Source organism: Rhodococcus sp. 105337 (genome assembly GCF_012844225.1).
Taxonomy (GTDB): Bacteria; Actinomycetota; Actinomycetes; order Mycobacteriales; family Mycobacteriaceae; genus Rhodococcus.
This window is the reverse complement of the sequence record NZ_JABAGQ010000005.1, coordinates 17809-40300: the sequence shown is the minus strand read 5'-3', so window position 1 is coordinate 40300 and position 22492 is coordinate 17809. Positions and strand designations below refer to the sequence as shown.

Here is a 22492-nt window from a genome sequence, read left to right as displayed (position 1 = left end):
CACGCCCTCATTCCAGCAGGACAGGCACCCCGTCACGGACACGTCCCGGATTCCACACACCGGACCGCGTGACCTCCTCGGTGTCGATCACCGCACCCGTCGCGTCGGGGTCGATCGGGCGGTACCGCTCGAGCGAACCCCAGTCGCGATCCCAGTCGTGGTTCAGGTAGGTGGGGATGGTCTCGGCGGCCAGGAGCTGCGGTATCCAGCCCAGGGGGCCGCCGCCGATGTCGTCCTGCCAGCCGTTCGTCGCATCGGCACCCACCCGGTCGGGAAGGATGCGGAACTCCGGGACCTCGGCGATGCCGTTGCGGTGACCGAACGGCCGCTGGCACGGGAAGGCCAAGCCCACCGACCAGTCGACGAGGACCGGAGCCTGCGAACCGACGACCTCGTTCAGCGTGTCGAGGCGCGGCATGCGCGGCGGCGTGACCGCGACCCACTGGTCCGGAGCCAGGTTGCCGTCGTCGACGACGATCCGGACGGCGTCCGCGTCGGCAGGGATGGCGTCGGTGGGCACACGCAGGTTGCGCCACGACGGCGACGGGCCGATGTCGATGGGGGAGACCCGGCCGACCGGCGACACTTCGCCACCCGAGGTGGCGCCGAACTCGAGTTGCACGTCCTGTCCGGGGGTGATCACGCCGTCGGGGTCGACGTAGTGGACTCGGCCGGCCGCCGTGACGACGAGCAGTGGGGTGTCCTCGGTGCGTTCGGGAAGGACGTACCAGCCGGACTCGAGCGCGGCGGCCTGCTGCACCCCGGTCCGGTAACTGCCCAGGATCGGCGTGGTCGCGGGGTCGAGCCCGAACGGCAGGCGGACGGTGCTGCCGTTGACGCCCTCGTTGCCGGTTCGTCCACCGCCGGTACCCGCACCCGTCGAGGTGGTGGTGCCACCGACTTCGGAGTCGACGGTGTTCGCGCCGCCTGTCGCGGAGGTCTCGGCGTCGGCGGTGAGGTCGAAGGCGACACCGTCGGGTGTGAATCCGGTCGAGGTCCCGGCACCGAGCGCGTCGGCGACCGACCCGTCGAGCGGCGAGAGCATCGTCGCGTTCGGGTCGGACTCGACGAGAACGTCGTTGGCCAGGGCGCAACTGTCGCCGCGCAGGGCGGACAGATTGGACTGCGCGATCGAGTACGCCGGATACTGCGCCACCGCGCCCTTGATCAACGACAGGACCTCGAACAGCACCACTCCCGCGGCCACGAGAGTGAGCGGCGCGGAGGCGAGTGCCTTCATTCGTCCGTTGCGTTCGGGTCGTGGCGCGACGAACGGTTCACGCAGGTGGAACCATGCGGCCACGATCAGCGCGACCACGGTGAGGCCGAGCAGTGCGGTGGAGAACGCGTACCCGGAGATCGACGGCGGCTTGTCCCACCAGGGAACACCGAAGCTCGAGACGTACCACCAGCCGTTGGATCCGGTGAACGCCATCGCCAGGACGAACAGCACGCCCGCGGTGAAGAGGGCCCGGTTGCGGGCGGACCGGATGCCCACCGCCCCGACGCCGACTGCGGCGAGCGCGGCGATCGATCCCGCGAGCCCGGCGTAGACACCGAAGTGATGCGTCCACTTGGTCGGGGTGAGCATCATGAGGAGCAGGGACGCGAAGACGATGCCGAGGATGCGCCGGGAGGGTCCGATCGCGGTCCCGGGGATGCGGCCCTTGCGGAGAATCAGCATGACGCACACGACCAGGCACAGCAGCATCACGAACACGCCGAATCGGCGGGCGACCGAGCCGTCCGGCGACACCGTCAGCAGCGCGTCCCAGCGCAGCCGTTCGTCGAACCAGGGCACGTTCGGCCCGACCGCGGAGCGCACGCGGGTGGCTTCGAGCACCGACGCGAGAGTCTGATCGGCGAACACCACGACGAGTACGACGGTGCCCGACGCGAGGAGCGGGGCGAGCGGCGCCCATCCCACGAGGGGGCGGCGCGCCACGAGGGCTTTCACGAGGGGGCGGGCGCCCGCGATGAGTGCCGCGACGCAGATGACGCCGGTGGGTCCGGCCGCGAGCGAGAATGCGGCGATGAGGACCGCGATCGCGGCAGGGAGCATGCGGCCGGTCGCGATCGCGCGTTCGATGGAGCACCACGTCAGCAGGGCGCCGACCGCGATGATCGGTTCGGGACGCAGGCCGTTGTTGTACGGGAGCCAGAACGCGAGGAAGACCAGTCCGGCGGTCCACAGCGCCACCTGGCTGTGCCGGACCGCGGTGCCGAGCCGGGGGATGACTTCCCGGCTGATGACCATCCAGCACAGGATCGCCGCGACGAGCGCGGGCAGCCGCATCCACATACTGGCCGTCGACACCTGCGACATCAGCACCAGGACGTCGTAGAACCACCCGAAGGGCGCTTCGGGGACACCGAACCACCGGAAATAGTTCGACATGTAGCCGGCGTCGCCCGATACCCGGGCCATGTTGAGGATGTAACCGTCGTCCGAGGTGTTGGCACCGATGACGTGCCACAGGAGCAGTGTCCCGACGACCACGCCGTCGGCGATCGTGAATCGCCACCAGTGGGAGGGGAAGAAGCGGCGGGCCCGCCGCCGATCCACGCTGTCGAGGCGATGCAGCGCGACGAGAGAAATCACCGTCGAGAGGACGCACAGGATCATCGCGGCCAACTTGATCAGCGTGGGTGTCGACGTGAACCGGGTGTCGAGGTCGGCGCGCACCGACAGCCTCTCGGTGTCCGCACCGGAGGTCAGTGCCGTGGCAGATCCGTTCAGGTCGCTGAACACGCCGACCATCTGGGGCCGGGAATCGCCCTCCACCTCGACGGCGAGCCGCGGGTCCGCGCCCACGACCTCGGCGGCGGTCAGTTCCGCATTCGATGCGACCGTGACGGCGGTGCACGGTGTGTCGAGCGGAGTGGACACCAGCACCGAGTTGCGCAGCACCGCTTCGATCGCACCGGGGTTGCCGTCCGTGCCCGGGACGGCCCTGATGACGAGCGCGGTGTCGGTCGCGTCGGGCGCGCCGGGGGGAACGGTCGACACGAGCGTCCCGCCGTCTTCCCCGAGCGACTCTGCTGCCGAACACGGAACACTCACGCGCAGCGACAGCGGGGTGTACGAGACCAGCGGCGCCTCGAGGTTGTCGAGCGAGTTGTTCTGGGGCCAGGCGAGGCTGGTCGCTTCCTGCCGGACCGGGAGGAACGGGACACTCAGCGCCAGGACGAAAGCGAGCAGACCCGTCACGATCGCGACTACGCGCGCGGTGCGGAACTGCGACGTCGGATCGGGTGAAGGGGCGTTTTCGGGCGCTCGGGTTTCGGCAGGCACAAGGCCCGATGCTATGCGAGGGTGCCGCTGTGGTGGCCGCGACACCGGTAGGTGCGGTCGGCGTGGCGGGTTCTTCCGACCCCGTCCGGTGCGCCACCGACCCCCACTAGCATCGGACACCATGGACACAGCGACGCCGATCGGACGCGCGCTGCGGGCGGCCGGGATCGCCGAGGTCTGTGACGACACCGCCGCCCGCGCCATGTATTCGTCCGATGCCTCGCTGTATCGCGTGCCGCCTCAGGCCGTGGTCCGTCCACGATCGGTCGACGAGGTTGCGGCCGTTCTCGACGTGTGCCGCCGGGAGGGCGTGCCCCTCACGTCGCGCGGCGCCGGCACATCGCTTGCGGGCAACGCCGTCGGGCCGGGTGTGGTGCTCGATTTCTCCCGCCATCTCGGGCGGGTGCTCGAGATCGATCCGGACGCGCGTACGGCCCGCGTGCAACCGGGTGTCGTGCAGACCGACGTGCAACGGGCCGCCGCGCCGTACGGACTCCGGTTCGGCCCCGATCCGTCCACCCACAACCGCTGCACCGTCGGCGGGATGATCGGCAACAACGCGTGTGGTGCCCGCGCACTCGGGTACGGCCGAACCTCCGACAATGTGGTGGCGCTCGAGGTCCTCACCGGAAGCGGGCACCCGCTGTCGCTGCCCGGCACCGACGGAATCCTCGAACCTCTGCGCGAGATCGTGGCCCGTGACCTCGCCACGGTCCGCACCGAGTTCGGCCGATTCGGCCGCCAGGTGTCGGGCTATGCGCTCGAATGTCTGCTGCCCGAGAACCGGTTCGACGTGCGCGGCCTGCTGATCGGCAGCGAGGGCACGCTCGGCATCACCACCGAGGCGACGCTCCGCCTGGTCGAGGATCCGCGCGTACGCACGATGGTGGTGCTCGGGTATCCGGACATCGTTGCTGCCGGTAATGCGGCCCACACGTTGCTGTGTTTCCGGCCTACGGCGTGCGAAGGACTCGACTCGCGGATCGTCGACGTCGTCCGTTCCCGTCGTGGACCGCAGGCGGTGCCGCCGTTGCCGCGCGGCGCCGCATGGTTGTTCGTCGAGTTGGCCGGCGACGATCCCGACGAGGTCCGTGAGCGCGCGCGGGGACTGGCGACGGCATCGGGGGCGGTGGACACGCTGCAGGTGGACGATCAGGTGCGGGCGGACGCGCTGTGGCGGATCCGGGAGGACGGATCGGGGTTGTCCGCGCGGAGCCCGCAGGGTCTGCCCGCGCACGCGGGGTGGGAGGACGCCGCCGTACCGCCGGAGCGCATCGGGAGCTATCTGCGCGACTTCCAGGAACTGACGGACAGTTACGGCATCACCGGCTATCCCTACGGGCATTTCGCCGACGGATGCATTCACATCCGCCTCGATGTGCCGCTCGAGGTCCCCGGCCTGTTCCGTGAGTTCCTCTTCGCGGCGGGCCGCCTCGTCGCCGACTACGGCGGGTCGATGTCGGGCGAGCACGGTGACGGCCGGGCCCGCAGCGAACTGCTCCCACTGATGTACTCCCCGGCTGCGATCCGACTGTTCGGCGCCGTGAAGTCGGTGTTCGACCCCGACAACGTCCTCAATCCCGGGGTGCTCGTCGACCCGCGCCCCGTCGACCTCGATCTGCGAGTGCCCGCCGCGCGAAAAGTGGACGTCGACTTGGGTTTCCGGTATTCGGACGACGGCGGGAACTTCACGCAGGCGGTCCACCGCTGTACCGGTGTCGGCAAGTGCCGCGCCGACACCACCGCCGTCGGCGGCGTGATGTGCCCGTCCTACCAGGCAACCCGCGAGGAGAAGGATTCCACCCGCGGACGGGCCAGGGCGCTGCAGGAGATGCTCAACGGCACGCTCGTCACCGACTCGTGGCGGTCGAAGGAAGTGCACGACGCTCTCGATCTGTGCTTGTCGTGCAAGGGCTGTCTGTCGGACTGCCCCACCGGCGTGGACATGGCCACGTGGAAATCCGAAGTGCTGCATCAGACCTACCGGGGCAGGCTCCGTCCTGTCGCGCACTACAGTCTCGGCCGGCTACCGCGCTGGGCGGCCCTCGCATCCCGCGCACCCCGGCTGGTCAACAACCTCACGCGGATACCGGGAGTCGCCGCAACGGGACTCACGCTCGCGGGCATGGACCGGCGCCGCACCGTCCCCGCCTTCGCGCCCCGCACGTTTCGTCGCTGGTTCGCCGACACCGCTGCGCAGCGGTCCCGGAGCGGGCGCCCGGTGGTGCTGTTCGTCGACACCTTCACCGAGTACTTCACCCCCGAAGTCGGCGTGGCCGCGGTGCGGGTACTCGAAGCTGCCGGGCACCGCGTGCTGATCACCGAGGAGCAGCAGTGCTGCGCCTTGACGTGGATCACCACCGGTCAGCTCGGAACTGCTCGAAAAATATTGGGACGCACCATTTCCGAGTTGTTTCGTATCGGAACGCCGATCGTCGGGATCGAACCGTCGTGCACCGCGGTGTTGCGCTCGGATGCGGTCGAGATGCTCGGCTCCGAACCGGCCCGGATCGTCGCCGACAGTACCTCCACGCTCGCCGAATTCCTCGGGGACTGGACGCCGCCGTCACTCGACGGCACCACGGTCGTCGCCCAGCCGCACTGTCACCACCACGCTGTCATGGGGTGGGGCGCCGACGCCGCACTGCTGCGGACCGCAGGCGCGCAGGTGCAGCGGCTCGGTGGGTGCTGCGGCCTCGCGGGGAACTTCGGCGTCGAACGCGGGCACTACGACGTCTCCGTCGCGGTGGCGGGCGCTCAGCTTCTCCCGGCTGTCGAGGCCGCGTCGGCCGACACCGTCGTGCTCGCCGACGGATACTCGTGTCGCACCCAGATCGGCGATCTCACCTCACGCCGCGGCACACATCTCGCGGAACTTCTGGCGTCGCGTCTCCCGTAAACGATGAATTCCCGGCCCGGGGCGGGTCGATGTAGGGACACAACCGATATGTGACACCGCATCGATCCCGGGAGACTCTCATGACCACCACCTCGCAATCAGTTCAGCGCACCGACTACGCCGTTGTGTCGAAGCCCGCTCGCATCGCCGGGCTGGTCGTCACCGCACTGGTAGTGCTTTTCCTGCTCTTCGACTCGGTCATCCATCTGATGAACACGTCGCAGGTGCAGGACGCAATGGCCGATCTCGGCTTCGACCCGAGCCTGAACAGGGTCATCGGGGCCGTTCTACTCGTGAGCCTGGTGCTGTACGTCGTACCGGTCACGTCGATCCTCGGGGCAGTGCTGATCACCGGGTACCTCGGCGGCGCGGTCGCGACCAACATGCTCACCGAACAGCCGATCCTCAGCACGACCCTGTTCCCGATCTACGCCGGGATCTTCGTCTGGGGAGGCCTGTACCTGCGCGACGCCGGCGTCCGGGCCGTTATGCCCCTGCGGCGCGCGTGACCACCACGAACGGACCGACCTCGGTGACCGCGAAGCGCGGGTCGTCGAACAGTTCCTCGGGGAAGGTCACCGTGTAGCGACGCACGTTCGGGTCGTTCGGATACACGTCCTCGGCCAGGCGCAGTGTGTAGCCCTCGGCGCTCTGCCGGAACACGATGGCGTCGGGGGCTCGCCACGGCAACTCGTCCCACGCAGCGATCAGTTCGTCGGCGGACCCGAGTTCGGCCCAGCTCTCGATCGCGGCGGCGCGAGCCGCGAAGTCCGCCAACGGATTCGCGTAGTGCGACGTCAAAGCCTGGAAGCCGAAATACGGGTAGTAGGCAAGGAACGAGGTGTCGGCGGTGAGAACGACCCAGTCGCTGCGTTCCGGCCCGAGCTGGGAGGTGAGCACGTCGTCGACCTCCCCGAAGTAGGACGCCGCGCCCGGCGGTCGTTGTTCGGCACGCTCGCCGTTGCCGTCGGTGTCGCTGTAGGCGAGGTTGATCTCGTTGGTCAGTACCTGCGGGATGTTCTGCGCGAAGGCCAATGCACCCAGTGCGCCCACCGCGACCAGGACCGTGCGTACCCGCGGATTGTCGCTGGTGGCCAAGCTGATCCAGCGGGAGAAGTCGACGAACGCGAACGCACCCGCGGCTCCGAGAAGCACCAGCAGGATCACCTCGAGCCGGAACGCCAGCAAGGTGTTGCCCAGGACGGTGAACGCCATCGACGCGAGGTACCAGAGGTAGACGGCGACCACACCGAGCCCGAGGGCCTGCGCCCGACGCGACGACGTGGCTCTGCCGATCAGCCACACGGTGCCGAGCAGGCACAGCAACCCGACCAGGGAGGCGTGGAACATCGGCAGCGGCAGGCGCGCGCCGGCCTCGGGCAGATAGTGCGTCGCGGTGCCCGAACCGGACGGGGAGTTGCCGCCGAGGACCTCGGCGAGGAACGGTGCCCACACGATCAACGCGATCAGCATCGCGATGGCGGCGATCGCGGCGAACTTCGTCAACACGGGGAGGGCGGCTCGCCACGACCCTCCGGAGCGGCGCGCCAGGATTGCGGCGGCGACCGCCATCACCGTCACCGCGAACGCCGCGAGCCCCAGATAGAGCGTGTAGAACGTGGCGGCGACACCGAGGAACACGCCTGTTCCGACGGCCGCGCCCCACCCCTGCCGGCCGTGTCCGCGGCGTCCGTCGTCGCCGGGGCCGCGTACCGGCGACAGGGCACCCCACGCGAGCACGAGAGCGGGCGGGAGCAGCAGCGCGATCACCGCGCCGTACGGCTCCGGAGATCCGTAGGCCAGCACGATGGCGGTCGCGGCCGTCGCGGCGAGCACGGCCAGGTCGGAGCGGACGAGTTCGGACCACAGGACCAGAGCGAGCACCGCCGCGACGGCGATCGACGCGATCGCGTACGGCTTGAACGCCTCCCAGCCGTCCATGCCCAGAACGTTCGCCACCCGTCCACCGATCCAGAACCACCCCGCGGGGTAGAACGGCGGCAGGTCTGCGTACGTCATGTCGCGCAGGGCCGGACTGTCGGTCAGGCGCGTCAGGAACTCGGTGCGGAACTCCTGGTCGACGGAGATGCCGTGCAGATAGAGGCGGGTCGCGGCGAGCGGCATGCCGAGCGTGGCGGTGACCAGGCCGGACAGTGCCGCCCAGGACAGGACCCGCGCGCCCCTCACGAACTTGCGGCGACGCAGCAGGAAGATCGACAAGCCCAGTGCTGCCAGAGCCGCGACCTGCATGACGGTCGTCACCGCCTGGGTGACGTTCGACGAGTTGAACGCCGGCCACTGCACCCGGCCGAAGGCGAACAACCCGACGGACGACACGAGCACCGCCACGACCACCGCGGCGACCATGGCGCCTGCGGTGGCCGCGATCCGACGGAACGGAGCGACGGGAAGGGCGGGGGAGCTCACGGGCGCGTCGGTCACGATTGCCGAGCTTAGTGAACGCGCGCGGACATACCGGACGGGTGCAGGCTGCCGGGCTCTCCTGCGACTCCTACATCGGCAGCTTGCGGAAGATCGCGCGCGGGACGTGACGTAGCACCATCATCACGAACCGGAAGGTGCCCGGTGCCCAGACGATCTCCTTGCCCTTGTCGGACGCGGCGACCGCGAGCTTCGCGACGTCCTCCTTGTTCACGGTCAGCGGTGCCTCGTCGACGTGGGCGCTGAACTGGGTGCGCACCTGACCGGGACGCACCACCGTGACGCGGGGCCCGAACTTCGCCAGCGCTTCGCCGAGGCCGAGGTAGAAGCCGTCGAGTCCGGCCTTCGTGGAGCCGTAGACGAAGTTCGCACGCTTGACGCGTTCACCGGCCACCGACGACATCGCGATGATGCGCCCGAAGCCCTGTGCCTTCATCTTCTGGCCGATCAGCACGCCCACCGAGACGGCGGCGGTGTAGTTGACACCCACGACCTGCACGGCTTTGCGCTGGTCCTGCCAGAGCGTCTCGGCGTCCGCGTCAAGGCCGAACGCGACGATCGCCACGTCGACGTCGCCGCCACTCCATGCCCGGTCGATGACCGCGGGATGGCCGGCGGTGTCGAGCGCATCGAAGTCGATGAGCTCGACCGATGTGGCACCGGCGGCCTTCGCCTGGCTCACGGCGTCTTCGCGGCGGGAGTCGCCGGGCAGCGCCGCGAGGATCACGCGGGCGGGAGCCTTGCGCAGGTACTCCTCGACGATCGCCAGGCCGATCTCGGAGGTGCCACCGAGCAGCAGCAGGGTCTGGGGGTTACCCACGGCGTTGATCATCAGTGCAGTTCCAACCTTCTGGACATATCGGAAGCGAAGACATTGGTGGGGTCGACCGAGCGGCGCACCTTGAGCCACTCGTCGATGCGCGGGTACATCGCGTGGAACGTCTCGGCAGACGTGCGCGAATCCTTCGCGGTGTAGAGGCGGCCGCCGAATTCGAGGACCCGCTTGTCGAGTTCGCGAACGAACTCGTTGAGGCCGTCCTTGATCGGGAAGTCCACGCAGACGTTCCACCCCTTCATGGGGAAGCTCAGCGGCGCCTTGTTGCCCTCACCGAACAGCTTGAACACGTTGAGGAACGAGTAGTGCCCCGACTTCTGGATGTCGCGGATGATCTTCTTGAACTCCTCGACGGCCTCGGGCGGCACCACGAACTGGTACTGCAGGAACCCCTTGGATCCGTACGCCCGGTTCCACTCACCGAACAGGTCGAGCGGATGGTAGAACTGCGTCAGATTCTGGATCTGGCCGGTCGCGTTCTTGGTCTTGCGGTAGTACAGCTCGCCGACGATCGAGAAGTCGAACTTGTTCGCCAGACCGTTCGGGAAGACGTCGGGGAACGTCAGCAGCGTCGACCCGGAGAAGCGCAGCGGATCCTTCTGCAACTTCTTCGGCAACTGGTCGAGCGTGGCGAGGGAACCGCGCGACACCGCGGCGCGCCCGAGCTTGGGCGGCGCGGAGATCGCGTCGAACCACGCGCTCGAGTAGTCGTAATTCTCCTCCGAACCGTCGCTGTGCAGCGCGATGGTCTCGTCGAGGCTCTCGGTGCGCGCACTGTCGGCGATGAAGTACGCCGTCTCGGTTGGCGTCATCTCGATGGTCGCGCGAAGGATGATGCCGGTCAGACCCATGCCTCCGACGGTCGCCCAGAACAACTTGGAGTTGCGGCCGGTGGGCGTGCAGGTGCGGATCTGCCCGTCGGCGGTGAGCAGCTCGAGGGAGCGCACATGGTTGCCGAAGCTGCCCGCGCTGTGGTGGTTCTTGCCGTGGATGTCGGAGCCGATGGCGCCACCGACGGTGACCTGGCGCGTTCCCGGCAGGACCGGCACCCACAGACCGAACGGCAGAGCCGCCCGCATCAGCTGGTCGAGGTCGACACCGCCGTCCACCACGACACGCCTCGAATCGCGGTCGATGCTGTGGATCTTGTTCAGTGCCGTCATGTCGATGACGAGCCCGCCCGCGTTCTGGGCCGGGTCGCCGTACGAGCGGCCGAGACCGCGCGCGATGACGCCACGGCGCAGATGCGCCGGCTTGGACTCGTTGTCTTCTGCGACTCGCGCGACTGCCTGCGCGATCAGTTCGACATCGGGTGTGGTGAGCACCTCTGCGGTGGTCGGCGCGGTGCGCCCCCAGCCGGTCAGGGTGCGGGTCTGGGTGGGGAGAGGCTCACTCGCCTGCTCTGCAGCTGTCGTGGACATCAGGACAAAGGCTACCCGCGTGACCGCACGGCACTGCAAGAGCAGGGTTACCCCCCATACGGCTTTGTGAGGATCTCCAGGTTGTGGCCGTCGGGATCCGCCCAGTAGACGCCGCGACCCCCGTCGCGGGTGTTGATCTCCCTGCTGCGTCGATGCACGGGATCGGCCCAATACTCCAGGTCGCGTGCCCGGATGCGGCCGAGGATCTCGTCGAACTCCTGTTCCCCGACAAGGAAGGCGTAGTGCTGCGATCGGACGGGGTGTGCGTCGGCCATGAAGTCCAGGGAGACGTCGTTGTCCACCTGCACAACGAAGAACGGTCCGTATGGGGTCGGCGATGCGACACCGAGGATCTCCGAGAGGAGGACGGCAGATCCCTTCGGGTCGGTCGCGTGGACGATGGTGTGGTTCAGCGCGATGCTCATGTATCCGAGGGTGCAACCTCGACCGGACTCGAGGTCAACAGTCGCTTCGGTCCGGGGCGTTACCCTCGTCTGCGTGCCCGAATTCCATGACCACGTGCAGCCGTTGCCGGAACATCACGCGCCGCTCGCTCCGGAACTGCCGCTGACCGATTCCACGGCCGACGATGCGCTGGGTCTCAAGACGCAACTCGTGCGGTTCGTGCTGACCGGCGGTCTGTCGGCGATCGTCGACTACGGCCTCTACGTGCTGCTCATGGCGCTCGGTGTCACTCGCGACGGCGCGAAGGCGCTGTCGTTCGTCGCCGGCACCACCACCGCGTACCTCATCAACCGCAGGTGGACGTTCAAGGCCGAACCGAGCAAGGTGCGCTTCGCCGCCGTCGTGGCGCTGTACGCCGTGACGTTCGCCGCGCAGGTCGGCATCAACGGGGTGCTCAACGACTCGCTGGGCGACCAGTGGTGGGTCACGCCGTTCGCGTTCGTCGTCGCGCAGGGCACCGCGACCGTCATCAACTTCGTGGTGCAGCGGCTGGTGATCTTCCGCATCCGGTGAACTCGGGTGAGATGTTGCCCGCTGAGCGGGCACTTTCCGACCAAGCTTTTCAGCGGCGGCGGTCCAGGGCCGCCTGTATCTGCCGGATAACCCCGTCCGGGTCCTCGACCAGCGTGTGCCAGGTGAACCGAAGGACATGCCACCCGGCATTGACCAGAACGTTCTGCCGCTCGGCATCCCGGCGTTGACGATGCGCGTCGCGGTGCCATGCCCACCCGTCCACTTCGACTGCCACCCGGCCCGCCTCGAAGACCACGTCGATCTCGAACCCGCAGCTCCACGCGTGCGCGCGCCAGCCCGTCAGACCCGCGTCGCGCAGGAGCCGATGCAGGATGCGCTCGGCTTCCGAATGCCCGCCGTCGCCTGCCGAGCACAGCAGGCGTGACGCGGCGCGGGCGCCGTGCCGCCCGGAGTTTCTGCGGTGGACCCGCTGGAGAACGTCGAGCGACGTGTGCCGCTGCAACGCGCGATCCATGAGCACCGACCCACTCGGCATCTCGGTTGCGGCTTCGAGCACGGTGAGCGGCAACGCCGTCACCGGCAGGCTCCGGACCACCACGGTGTCCTTCCAGTGCAGGTCCCGTCGTCGCACGCGGGTCGATCGCGTGCACGACCGTATCCGGTGGTGGGGAACGGTCACGTAGTGACGGGCCGGTGGGCGATCGAGCAGTCCGTGCCACCACGCGGCGCTCGGACCCCACGCGACCGCCTCGGCCCCGGCTCCGTACACCGCCGCACGCAGTTCGACGCCCGCGGTGCGCTCGCGGTCGGAACGCAGGTAGACGCCGGGTACGAGGGTGAGCCATTCACCGGTCCCGACGGTCCGGCTCACCGACGTCGAACTCATGCCGCATCGGAGTGCCTGGGTGCGGGTGATCACTCCGTCCTGCTGGGCCATGACGGCGTGGATCTCTGTGCGGTTCATGTCTCGTTCGACGCGGCGTGCCGGTGGGAGGTTCCCGTACTCCCCGTCTTTGGTGGGACAGTGCCCGGCCAGCGGGCACTGTCCCACCCAGGTTTTCAGAACTCGGGGAGCAGGCCGGCAGACTGCGCGTCGGCAAGGGTGGGGGCGGCGCGGTCCTTGGCCGACAATTCGTACTCGAGCGGGGCGCCGTCCCTGCCCACGGCCGGCCAGTCGATACCGATCTCCGGGTCGAGTGGATGCACCTCGTGCTCCCGCTCCGGGGTGTAGGGCGTCGAGCACAGGTACACCACGGTCGAGTTGTCTTCCAGGGCAAGAAAACCGTGTCCCAATCCCTCGGACAGGAAGATCGCCCGACGGTCGGTCGTGTCGAGCAGTACCGAATCCCACTGCCCGAATGTCGGCGACCCGACACGCAGGTCCACCACGACATCGAGCACCGAACCCGACACGCACGTGACGTACTTCGCTTGTCCCGGTGGCACATCCGCGTAGTGGATACCCCTCAACACCCCGGCCGCCGAGACCGAGCAGTTCGCCTGCGCCAACTCCAGCGACCGCCCGGTCGCCTCACGGAAGGTGGATTGCTTGAACCATTCGAGGAACAGTCCCCGTTCGTCACCGAATGTGGCCGGCGTGATTTCCCACGCCCCGGCGATCTTCAGTTCGCGATACTGCATCCCCTAGAAATCCCTTCCTCGTTCCAGCAGGTCGATCAGATATCTCCCGTACCCGGATTTCGCCAAGGGCTCGGCCAGGGCACGTAATTCGTCGTCGGTGACGAATCCGCGCCGCCACGCCACTTCTTCGGGAGCGCCGATCTTCAGACCCTGCCGTTGTTCGATCGTGCGAACGTAGTTCGACGCGTCGAGCAGCGAATCGAACGTGCCGGTGTCGAGCCACGCCGTACCGCGCGGCAGCACCTCGACCTGCAACTTCCCGGCCTCGAGATACGTGCGGTTGACGTCGGTGATCTCGTATTCCCCGCGCGCGGACGGTCTCAGCCCGCGCGCGATCTCGACGACGTCGTTGTCGTAGAAGTACAGTCCCGGCACCGCGTACGGCGACTTCGGGTCGACGGGTTTCTCCTCGAGCGACAGCGCGCGACCCGCGGAATCGAACTCGATCACCCCGTAGGCGGAGGGATCGGACACCCGGTAGGCGAACACCGCGCCTCCGTCGATGTCGGCGAACCGGATGAGCTGGCTGCCCAGGCCGGGGCCGTAGAAAATGTTGTCCCCCAGGACCAATGCCACCGATTCGGTACCGATGTGATCGGCACCGAGCACGAAGGCCTGTGCCAGACCGTCCGGGTGTTCCTGCACGGCGTAGGTCAGCTCGATCCCGAACCGCGACCCGTCGCCGAGCAGTCGCCGGAACTGGTCGAGGTCGTGTGGAGTGGTGATGACGAGGATCTCCCGGATGCCCGCCAGCATCAGCGTCGAGAGGGGGTAGTAGATCATCGGCTTGTCGTAGACGGGCGTGAGCTGCTTGCTGATGCCCAAGGTGATGGGATGCAGTCGCGAACCGGTCCCACCGGCCAGGATGATTCCGCGCATGCGGGCAAGTGTTCCACGTCCGCGGAGATGCCAGGCAGATGTCGGTAGGGTTTGGCGTCATGAGGCTGCTCGTCACCGGCGGCGCCGGATTCATCGGCGCGAACTTCGTGCACCGGACTGTCGCCGACCGCCCGGACGTCGACGTGACGGTCCTGGACAAACTCACCTACGCCGGCAACCGGGCGTCACTCGACCCCGTGGCCGGGAAGATCACCTTCGTGCACGGCGACATCGCCGATCCCGAACTCGTCGACCGTCTCGTCGCGAACGCCGACCTGGTGGTGCACTTCGCCGCCGAGTCGCACAACGACAACTCGCTGGCCGACCCGACCCCGTTCGTGCACACCAACCTCGTCGGCACGTTCACGCTGCTCGAAGCCGTGCGCCGATACGACGTGCGTTATCACCACATCTCCACCGACGAGGTCTACGGCGATCTCGCGCTCGACGACCCGGCGAAGTTCACCGAGGCAACCCCCTACAACCCGTCGAGCCCGTATTCGTCGACCAAGGCCGGCTCCGACCTGCTGGTGCGCGCGTGGGTGCGCTCGTTCGGCTTGCGGGCGACGATCTCGAACTGCTCGAACAACTACGGGCCGTATCAGCATGTGGAGAAGTTCATTCCGCGGCAGATCACCAATGTCCTGACCGGGGTGCGGCCGAAGCTGTACGGCAGCGGTGCCAACGTGCGCGACTGGATTCACGTCGACGACCACAACAGTGCGGTGTGGACGGTCATCGACAAGGGCCGGATCGGGGAGACGTATCTGATCGGGGCGGACGGCGAAACCGACAACCGCACGGTTGTCGAGACCGTGCTCGAACTGTGCGGCATGGACCCAGAGGCGTTCGATTTCGTCACCGACCGGCCGGGGCACGACCTGCGCTATGCGATCGATGCGACGCGGTTGCGCACGGAGTTGGGGTGGGAGCCGCAGTACCGCGATTTCCGCTCGGGCCTGGCGGCGACGATCGAGTGGTACCGCAGCCACGAGACGTGGTGGATGCCACAGAAAACCGCCACCGAAGCCGCGTACGAACGCAGCGAACGAATCCTCGGTGGTTGAGCGACCTGCGGTTCTTGCATATTCCGGCAAACAGTGTGATCACGACGAAACGCGCTACCTCCGCCCGCATGCCGTAGAGACAGCTATTTGCGCTGCTACTGTCGCATCCGTAACAGGATCGACCACAGCGGGGAGTAGCTCGATGGAGCAGGCAACTGCCGGCGACACGACAGCGATCGACAGCAACGCGGACGCACTGGACAGCGCCCTCACCGAACCCGTACGACGGGATCGGTTGATTGCGCAGCGCGGCGTCTTTGCGTCGCTGTCGCCTCGGGTGCCCGGAAAGATGTACGTCGTCACAAAGGGTGACGCCGCGGCCGACCGTTACGGTCTCCAGCTGGCCGACGGCGCGAGCGCCCACACCAACACGTATTTCGGCAGGTTCCCCGCCAGTTTCTGGCAGCGCTGGACCGACGTGAAGACGGTGAACCTGCAACTGACGTACGGCTGCTCGGGTAGCGCACGATTCGTCGTCCACGCCTCCGACGCCAAGGGCCGTGAACGGATCGTCTCGGTCGAGACGGTGTCCGGATCGGGAGAACTCGACCTCGAGGTGCCGATCGAGCGGTTCGTCGACGGCGGCGCGATCTGGTTCGCCGCCGAGGCCAGCAACGGCTCACTGCTCGTCTCCGACGCCCGCTGGACGGTTGCGGCGCCCGAACACCTGCGTCCGGCCGCGGTCGTGATCTGCACGTTCAATCGCGCGGACGACTGCACCGTGACCGTCGGCACTCTCGCCTCCGACGACGGGGCGATGGCCGACATCGACGCGGTGTGCATCGTGGACCAGGGCACCGACCAGGTGCGGTCGCGTCCCGCGTTCGGTGAGGTCGCCGAGAAACTCGGCGACAAGCTCATCTACCTGACTCAGCCCAATCTCGGCGGCGCCGGCGGTTTCTCCCGGGGCATGTACGAGATCACCGGGTCACCCAACTCGGCGCACGCCAACGTCATCGTCATGGACGACGACATCCTGTGCGAGCCGGAGTCGGTGCTGCGCCTGAACGCGTTCGCGAACATGACGGTGCAGCCGACGATCGTCGGTGCCCAGATGCTGTCCCTGAGCAACCCACAGGTCCTCCACGTCAGCGCCGAACGCGAGGTGCTCGACGAGATCAAAGCCGGCGAGCTGACCCCGGGCGCCAAGATGGGCGTCGACCTGATCAAGAAGAAGCAGGATCCGCGCTTCGACGCCGGCTGGAACGGCTGGTGGACGTGTCTGCTCCCCGCCGAGATCATCGCCGACTGCGGGCTGCCGATTCCGCTGTTCTTCCAGTGGGACGACATCGAGTACGGCATCCGCGCGCGTTTCGCCGGGCACCCCACGGTCACGCTGCCGAACGCGGGCGTGTGGCACGCCGACTTCTACCTCAAGGACTACGACGACTGGGCGCGCTACTTCAGCATCCGCAACGGTCTCGTCGTCTCGGCGATCTACGGGCGTTTCGACGGACCCGACATCTCCAAGTACCTCTTCCGCAAGATCGGCGAACTCATCGTTTCGATGCAGTACGGTCTGGCCGCCACGTTCATCAAGGCGGCGGAGGACTTCCTCGCCGGCCCCGATTTCCTGTACGACGGTGGTCAGTCGGTCCTGAAGGAACTGCGCGAACTGCGCGACCGCTACCCGGAGACCAAGCCACTGCCCGCGTCGCAGGTGGGCAAGGAATCCGATCCTCATACGCAGATGTCGGTGTGGGACTTCGAGCCCGACAAGAAGCGTGAGGGGCTCGTGCTCCTCAAGCGCGCGGTGCAGCAGCTCGCGGGCAAGGTGGACCGTCGTCCCGTCACCGTTCCCGCGGATTACGCCGACTGGTGGCACGTCGCGCTGTTCGACGGCGCCGTGGTCACCGACGCGTCGCAGAACGCGGTGCGGGTGCGTCGCCGCGACAAGGACACCGCGCTGGATCTCACCAAGCGGGCCGCGAAGGTGTGCTGGCAGCTCCGCAAGGAAGCTCCCCGGATGAAGACGGTGTGGCAGGAAGCGATGCCGAAGCTCACGAGCCGCGAGAACTGGGCGCGGCTGTACGGCATCGACGACTGACCGATGAGGGCTTGGCCGCTCCCTCTGCTGTTCGGGGGAGTGACCGTGCTCGTCGGCGCCGCTTTTTCCTGGGTTCCGTCGTTCTGGTGGGACGAGGCAGCAACGATCTCGGCCGCTGATCGGCCCTTCGGTGATCTGCTCGAGCTGCTCGCCGATTGGGACGCCGTCCACGGCCTGTACTACATCCTGATGCACGGCTGGTTCGCGCTTGTGGGCACCGGTGAATTCACCGCGCGGCTGCCCGGCGTGCTCGCCCTCGGTGTCGGGGCCGCAGCCGTCACCGCGACCGCGCAGATGCTGGCGGGACGGCGTGCCGCGGTGGCGGCCGGGGTGCTGTTCGCGATCCTTCCGCGGGTGACGTGGGCGGCCACCGAAGCTCGCTCCTACGCGTTCGCCGTCGGCTGCGCGGCAGTGTTGTCGCTGGTCCTCGTGCTGGCGCTGCGGACCCACCGGGCACGCTGGTGGATGCTGTACGCGATCGTGGCGGCACTCGCGACGATGTTCTTCGTCTACTCCGCGACTCTCCTGGTCGCACACGCGGTGACGATGTGGGCGCTCACGCGCGGCCTCGACTCTCGTCGACGCGACCGGGCCGGTTTCGTGCTCGCCGCCACCGCGGGAGTCGCGCTGTCGCTGCCCTTCCTCGTGCTGGCTTATTCGCAGGTGCGGCAGGTGTCGTGGATCCCGGAACTCGACGAGACGGTCATCAGCACGATCCTCGTCGAGCAGTGGTTCCCGGGGGCGCCGTGGGCGGTGCTGGTGTGCTGGACCGTCGCGCTGGTGGGGACGGTCGTTGCAGCAGTGCGGGGCGTCGAACCGGGCGAGCGGACATTGCTGTGGCTCGCGCTGCCGGGCTTTCTCGTGCCCATGGCGCTGTTGCTGGCGTATTCGGTACTGGCGAGCAACATGTACCTGGACCGGTATCTCGCCTTCACGGTGCCGGCGGTGACGCTCTTTCTGGGGTGGGCGGTCAGCCGCGCCGCGACGCGATGGTGGTCGCTGCTCGCAGTGCTCGTCGCGGTGGCGCTCGCGGTGGCACCCGCCTACCTGACGCAGCGACAGCCGTTCGGCAAGGCGGGCGGCATGGACTACAGCGTGGTCGCGGATCGGCTGGAGGGGGTGTCCCGGCCGGGCGACTGCGTGGCGTTCGAGCCGAAGGTGTCGTGGCAGCCGACGTCACCGCGGGCGGTCGCCGACGCTCGCCCCGACGCGTTCGAGGATCTCGTGGACGTGGGGCTGGATGAGACCGCTGCCGATCGGGTGAGCTTGTGGTCGAGCGACGTAGCGCCCCCGGTGCTGGCCGAGCGGGCGGCCGCCCAGTGCACGAGGTTGTGGGTGATCGCGGACCGGGACCGCGGCACGGCGTTCACGGTGTGGCATCCGAACGACGTGTGGTGGCGGTTCGACCGCTACCGGTTCACCGACACCGAGACCTACCGGGCGCTGTCCGAAGCCGGGTTCACGATCACCGACCAGGAATTCGTCAACCGGTTACAGCTGATCGAACTCGAGCCGGCTCAGACCCAGTAGGCGACGCGCGACCGGTAGTTGCGCATGGTGACCAGGGCGAGTCCCCACCCGAGCACCGTGATGATCAGCACGATCACCCAGTGGTAGAGATGCTGGTCGCCGCCGAGGAGAGGCGTCCGCACGATGTCGAGGAAGTGGTACAGCGGGTTGATCTCCGCGATCCGCGCCCGGTCTTCGTTGCCGGTGCCCGCGAGGGATTTCTCCGTCCAGATGATCGGCGTCATGAAGAACAGCAACTGCACGAGGCTGCCGAGCAGCGGTGCGATGTCGCGGTAGCGGGTGGAGAGGATGCCGAAGACGAGCGAGATCCATACCGCGTTGATCGCGATCAGTGCGAGGGCCGGGATGGCCGCAAGCGCGGTCCAGCTCAGGTGCTGCGGGAAGACGATGAAAATCCCGATGTAAATCACGATGTTGTGCGCGAACAAGATCATCTGACGCCACACGAGGCGGTAGACGTGCACGCTCAGCGGGGTCGGGAGCTGCTTGATCAGCCCCTCGTTGGACATGAAGACGTCCGCACCCTCGATGATCGACCCCTGGATCAGGTTCCAGATGATGAAGCCGAGCGCGACGTACGGCAGGAACTCCGCGATGTCGAGGTTGAACAGCGTGCCGTACAGCAGACCCATGGCGATCGTCGAGACGCCGGTCGCGATGGTGATCCAGAACGGCCCGAGGACGGACCGGCGGTAGCGCTGCTTGATGTCCTGCCAGCCGAGCAGCAGCCACAACTCGCGATGGTTGAAGCCGTCGCGCAGATCCTGGAACGCGCGCCGGAACGTCCGAGAAGACTTTCCCAGCGGTTCGTCGACATGGGTGGGTGCAGACACAAGGCCCGAGCCTACCCGCGCGGAAATCCGCCCCGACCACGTGTGGGCCGGATTCGTCGTTCGGGTCTCCTGCCGGCGCGAGCGTGCCGTGCCTCACGACGTGGGGAACTCGTAGGCTCGACACGGATCGTTTCGTACGAGCAGGAGAATGATGGCAACGAACCCGGCAGCATCGAAAGAGAACTTCGAGGAGCTTCGGCGCGACGAGGACCTGTACGAGATGTCCCTCGACCTGCTCGCCTATTACCTGGACACCGCGTTCGAGGATGCGGCAGCCGGCGAGGTCGAGCGATGGACGGTGAGTTGCCTTCCCGGTTCCGGCGACGCCGCGCCGCTGTTCTCGCTGGCTGTCGGATCGACCGAAGTCCTCCGGCTCGACAAACCAGCAGGGGGCGCCGACGGATCGGTGACCTGCCTCGCGTCCGTCGCCGTCTCACGTTCGGCACTCGAGGATGAAGCAGGTACGTCGCTCGGCGCGGTGAAAAAGGCTCTTCCCGCGGTGCGCTTCCTTCCCGACGAGTCCGACGCATCGGACGCCGTCGTCGTGGTGGTGAACCTGTTCGACGACTCGTCTCTCGGTGCATTCGAAGAACTCTCCGGAAGTGGCCGCCCGATTCGCCGGCTGGCGGACCAACTCGAGGGGATGGAATCTGACGACCACCACAACACGTGGCTCGCCCGGGCCGCCCTCGACCGCATCGCGAGTGCCCCGGCCGACGAGGCAGTCTGACCTTCAGTTGGAACCCACGCGCTGAACGGGGATCAGCGCGCGAAACTACACGCGTCGATCCCCGTCCACCGCGCCGATCACGTCACGCGGTCACGTACAGCGCGTCGATCTCCTCCGCATACTTGGCGTCGATCGGCTTGCGCTTGAGCTTCATCGTGGGCGTCAGTTCGTCGCCCGACGGCTCCCACACCGTCGACAGCACGGTGTACTTCTTGATCTGCTCGACACGCGACAGTTTGGTGTTCGCCTCCTTCACCGACTGCTCGATCTCGGCGAGGACGGCGGGGTGCTGCGCGAGTTCTTCGTGCGACCCGCTGAGCCCGTGCTGCTCCGCGAAGAGGGGGAGTGCGTCGGGATCGAGGGCGAGCAGCGCGACGATGTACGGCCGATCGTTGCCGATGACGACGGCGCCGCCGAGCATCGGGCACGCGGCCCGCAGCGCGCCTTCGATGTTGGTGGGGGACATGTTCTTGCCCGCCGCGTTGACGATGAGTTCCTTCTTACGGTCGATGAGCGTCACGTAACCGTCTTCGTCGATCCGAGCGATGTCGCCGGTGTGCAGCCAGCCGTCGGGATCGACGGCTTCCGCGGTCTTGACCGGGTCGTTGCGGTATCCCCGCATGATGAGCGGGCCGCGGACAAGGAGCTCTCCGTCGTCGGCGGTCTTGATCTCGACGCCGGGGACGGCTTGGCCGACGGTGCCGATCCGGATTTTTCCGGGCCGGTTCATGGTCACCACGCAGGATGTCTCCGACATACCCCACACTTCGGAACACGGGATGCCGAGCGCCAGCACGAACTCGAGTACTTCGGGTGAGATCGCGGCGGCGCCCGTCACAGCAGCGCGTACCTGGTCGAGACCGAGTTTCTTGCGTACGGCCGACAAGACCAGTTTGTCGGCGAGCGCGTGCTGCAACTCGAGGGCCTTCGGCACGGGCTTGCCCTCGGACTGCAATCGAGCGACCTTCCGCCCCACCTCGATCGCCCAGAACGCGAGCCTCTTCTTCACCGGGCTGGATTCTTCGGCGAGGGTCTTGTCGATCGCTGCCTTCACCTTGTACCAGACCTGCGGGACCGCACCGAACAGCGTCGGTCGCACGCTCGGCAGCACCGCGATGGCCTTCTTGAGGTCGTCGAGCGTGGTGATCTGCATGCCGCTGTAGATGCTCGAGTAGTGCGAGCCCCAGCGGTTCGCGATGTGCGCGTCGGGCAGGTACGACACGATGCGGTCGTCGGGTCCGGTGGGCAGGAAAGTTGTGGTCGCAGCGAGTTCGGCGAGAAGGTTGGCGTGGGTGAGTTCCACGCCCTTCGGCGGCCCGGTGGTGCCCGAGGTGTAGATGAGCGTGAGCAGGTCGGAGGGCTGAACGGCCTTCCATGCGGCCTCGAAGTCGAACGACTCGTCGGCGGCGGCCTCGACGTCCTCGAGGGAGAGGGTGCCGTCGGGCTTCGCGTCGATGCACACCAGGTGCTCGACCTTCGTCTCGCCGATCGCCTGTTGCAGCACGGGAACGAACTGCTCCTCACAGATCATCACCCGGTTGCCGGCGTTGCCGAGCACGTAGGTGATCTGCTCGGCGGTCAGCGAGTTGTAGATCGAGAACGGTACCGCGCCGAGATGGAAGGCGGCGGTGTCGACGAGATGGAATTCCGGGCGGTTCGTCAGCATGATGCCGACGGTGTCGCCGTGCCGGACGCCGAGACCGGCGAGACCGGCGGCCAGGGCGCGAACCTTCTCCGAGTACTCCCGCCACGTGTAGTGAACGGAATCGTCCGGAGTTCGCAGCGCGACGTGGTCGGGATACGCGGCGGCGGTGGATTGAAAAGCTTCGCAGAGTGTTGACGGTGAGTCGAGACGAGATGTCATCGCAGGCTCCCAGAGACGGTGGCGGCAAGTGTAGGTCTTGCTGCCACCGTCTGTGCGCGGAATTGCGGGA

Annotated in this window: 17 protein-coding genes; 7 read left to right on the top strand and 10 right to left on the bottom strand. The window is 67.5% G+C overall.

The genetic code is table 11. The features are described from left to right. Window positions 1–7 precede the first annotated feature (7 nt). Window positions 8–3295, bottom strand: coding sequence for an arabinosyltransferase domain-containing protein (locus HF886_RS10210; protein WP_169652233.1), 3288 nt, complete (start codon window positions 3293–3295; stop codon window positions 8–10). Window positions 3296–3416: 121 nt separating this feature from the next. On the opposite strand from HF886_RS10210, the gene HF886_RS10205 reads away from it, so the two are divergent. Together HF886_RS10205 and HF886_RS10200 are read left to right on the top strand one after the other, a co-directional pair. Beyond that, a complete protein-coding gene (locus HF886_RS10205) occupies window positions 3417–6194 on the top strand; it encodes an FAD-binding and (Fe-S)-binding domain-containing protein (protein WP_169652232.1) in 2778 nt (925 codons plus the stop codon). Between the two features lie 80 nt (window positions 6195–6274). Continuing rightward, window positions 6275–6703 (top strand): DoxX family protein, encoded by a 429-nt coding sequence (locus HF886_RS10200; RefSeq protein ID WP_169652231.1) that lies wholly within the window; start codon window positions 6275–6277, stop codon window positions 6701–6703. On the opposite strand, the gene HF886_RS10195 is transcribed toward HF886_RS10200, so the two are convergent. From HF886_RS10195 to HF886_RS10180, 4 genes are all read right to left on the bottom strand, one after another. Further along, entirely contained in the window at window positions 6681–8561 is a 1881-nt protein-coding gene (locus HF886_RS10195) for an arabinofuranosyltransferase (RefSeq protein ID WP_169652346.1), read from the bottom strand. The two genes, HF886_RS10200 and HF886_RS10195, sit on opposite strands and share 23 nt — an antisense overlap. Window positions 8562–8706: 145 nt before the next feature. Further along, window positions 8707–9468 (bottom strand): decaprenylphospho-beta-D-erythro-pentofuranosid-2-ulose 2-reductase, encoded by a 762-nt coding sequence (locus HF886_RS10190; RefSeq protein WP_169620767.1) that lies wholly within the window; start codon window positions 9466–9468, stop codon window positions 8707–8709. Beyond that, on the bottom strand, window positions 9468–10892 hold the full coding sequence (locus tag HF886_RS10185; protein WP_169652230.1) for an FAD-binding oxidoreductase: 1425 nt from the start codon (window positions 10890–10892) through the stop codon (window positions 9468–9470). Before HF886_RS10185 ends, HF886_RS10190 begins: the two co-directional genes overlap by 1 nt. Window positions 10893–10939: 47 nt before the next feature. Beyond that, window positions 10940–11317 (bottom strand): VOC family protein, encoded by a 378-nt coding sequence (locus HF886_RS10180; RefSeq protein WP_169652229.1) that lies wholly within the window; start codon window positions 11315–11317, stop codon window positions 10940–10942. Between HF886_RS10180 and HF886_RS10175 the strand changes: the two genes are divergently transcribed. Continuing rightward, on the top strand, window positions 11316–11870 hold the full coding sequence (locus HF886_RS10175; protein ID WP_277351034.1) for a GtrA family protein: 555 nt from the start codon (window positions 11316–11318) through the stop codon (window positions 11868–11870). The genes HF886_RS10180 and HF886_RS10175 overlap by 2 nt on opposite strands. A gap of 49 nt (window positions 11871–11919) precedes the next feature. Here the strand turns inward: HF886_RS10175 and HF886_RS10170 are convergent, their stop codons facing one another. The 3 genes from HF886_RS10170 to rfbA all read right to left on the bottom strand — a co-directional run bounded on the left by HF886_RS10170 (window position 11920) and on the right by rfbA (window position 14351). Beyond that, entirely contained in the window at window positions 11920–12795 is an 876-nt protein-coding gene (locus tag HF886_RS10170; protein WP_169652228.1) for a type IV toxin-antitoxin system AbiEi family antitoxin domain-containing protein, read from the bottom strand. A 95-nt stretch (window positions 12796–12890) separates the two neighbouring features. After that, window positions 12891–13472, bottom strand: a complete 582-nt coding sequence (rfbC, locus tag HF886_RS10165) for a dTDP-4-dehydrorhamnose 3,5-epimerase (protein WP_169652227.1) — start codon at window positions 13470–13472, stop codon at window positions 12891–12893. 3 nt (window positions 13473–13475) lie between these two features. Beyond that, on the bottom strand, window positions 13476–14351 hold the full coding sequence (gene rfbA / locus HF886_RS10160) for a glucose-1-phosphate thymidylyltransferase RfbA (RefSeq protein WP_169620762.1): 876 nt from the start codon (window positions 14349–14351) through the stop codon (window positions 13476–13478). A gap of 59 nt (window positions 14352–14410) precedes the next feature. On the opposite strand from rfbA, the gene rfbB reads away from it, so the two are divergent. From rfbB to HF886_RS10145, 3 genes are all read left to right on the top strand, one after another. Next, window positions 14411–15418 (top strand): dTDP-glucose 4,6-dehydratase, encoded by a 1008-nt coding sequence (gene rfbB / locus HF886_RS10155; RefSeq protein WP_169620761.1) that lies wholly within the window; start codon window positions 14411–14413, stop codon window positions 15416–15418. 142 nt (window positions 15419–15560) lie between these two features. Then, the gene (locus HF886_RS10150; protein ID WP_169652226.1) at window positions 15561–17465 is read left to right on the top strand and encodes a glycosyltransferase; all 1905 of its coding nucleotides are present in this window, start codon (window positions 15561–15563) and stop codon (window positions 17463–17465) included. 3 nt (window positions 17466–17468) lie between these two features. Beyond that, entirely contained in the window at window positions 17469–18995 is a 1527-nt protein-coding gene (locus tag HF886_RS10145) for a glycosyltransferase family 39 protein (protein ID WP_169652225.1), read from the top strand. Here the strand turns inward: HF886_RS10145 and HF886_RS10140 are convergent. Beyond that, window positions 18983–19828, bottom strand: coding sequence for an ABC transporter permease (locus HF886_RS10140; RefSeq protein WP_346765344.1), 846 nt, complete (start codon window positions 19826–19828; stop codon window positions 18983–18985). The genes HF886_RS10145 and HF886_RS10140 overlap by 13 nt on opposite strands. A 151-nt stretch (window positions 19829–19979) precedes the next feature. Between HF886_RS10140 and HF886_RS10135 the strand changes: the two genes are divergently transcribed. Then, the gene (locus tag HF886_RS10135) at window positions 19980–20558 is read left to right on the top strand and encodes a hypothetical protein (protein ID WP_169652224.1); all 579 of its coding nucleotides are present in this window, start codon (window positions 19980–19982) and stop codon (window positions 20556–20558) included. A gap of 82 nt (window positions 20559–20640) precedes the next feature. Here the strand turns inward: HF886_RS10135 and HF886_RS10130 are convergent, their stop codons facing one another. After that, window positions 20641–22422, bottom strand: a complete 1782-nt coding sequence (locus HF886_RS10130) for a long-chain fatty acid--CoA ligase (RefSeq protein WP_169652223.1) — start codon at window positions 22420–22422, stop codon at window positions 20641–20643. Window positions 22423–22492: the final 70 nt, after the last annotated feature.

Coding starts and splice junctions, on each gene's coding strand:
- HF886_RS10180 (WP_169652229.1), bottom strand. CDS start 11,317: ATGAGCATCGCGCTGAACCACACCATCGTCCACGCGACCGACCCGAAG.
- rfbB (WP_169620761.1), top strand. CDS start 14,411: ATGAGGCTGCTCGTCACCGGCGGCGCCGGATTCATCGGCGCGAACTTC.
- HF886_RS10190 (WP_169620767.1), bottom strand. CDS start 9,468: ATGATCAACGCCGTGGGTAACCCCCAGACCCTGCTGCTGCTCGGTGGC.
- HF886_RS10130 (WP_169652223.1), bottom strand. CDS start 22,422: ATGACATCTCGTCTCGACTCACCGTCAACACTCTGCGAAGCTTTTCAA.
- rfbA (WP_169620762.1), bottom strand. CDS start 14,351: ATGCGCGGAATCATCCTGGCCGGTGGGACCGGTTCGCGACTGCATCCC.
- HF886_RS10185 (WP_169652230.1), bottom strand. CDS start 10,892: ATGTCCACGACAGCTGCAGAGCAGGCGAGTGAGCCTCTCCCCACCCAG.
- rfbC (WP_169652227.1), bottom strand. CDS start 13,472: ATGCAGTATCGCGAACTGAAGATCGCCGGGGCGTGGGAAATCACGCCG.
- HF886_RS10170 (WP_169652228.1), bottom strand. CDS start 12,795: ATGAACCGCACAGAGATCCACGCCGTCATGGCCCAGCAGGACGGAGTG.
- HF886_RS10200 (WP_169652231.1), top strand. CDS start 6,275: ATGACCACCACCTCGCAATCAGTTCAGCGCACCGACTACGCCGTTGTG.
- HF886_RS10150 (WP_169652226.1), top strand. CDS start 15,561: ATGGAGCAGGCAACTGCCGGCGACACGACAGCGATCGACAGCAACGCG.
- HF886_RS10145 (WP_169652225.1), top strand. CDS start 17,469: ATGAGGGCTTGGCCGCTCCCTCTGCTGTTCGGGGGAGTGACCGTGCTC.
- HF886_RS10195 (WP_169652346.1), bottom strand. CDS start 8,561: ATGGTCGCCGCGGTGGTCGTGGCGGTGCTCGTGTCGTCCGTCGGGTTG.
- HF886_RS10135 (WP_169652224.1), top strand. CDS start 19,980: ATGGCAACGAACCCGGCAGCATCGAAAGAGAACTTCGAGGAGCTTCGG.
- HF886_RS10175 (WP_277351034.1), top strand. CDS start 11,316: ATGTATCCGAGGGTGCAACCTCGACCGGACTCGAGGTCAACAGTCGCT.
- HF886_RS10205 (WP_169652232.1), top strand. CDS start 3,417: ATGGACACAGCGACGCCGATCGGACGCGCGCTGCGGGCGGCCGGGATC.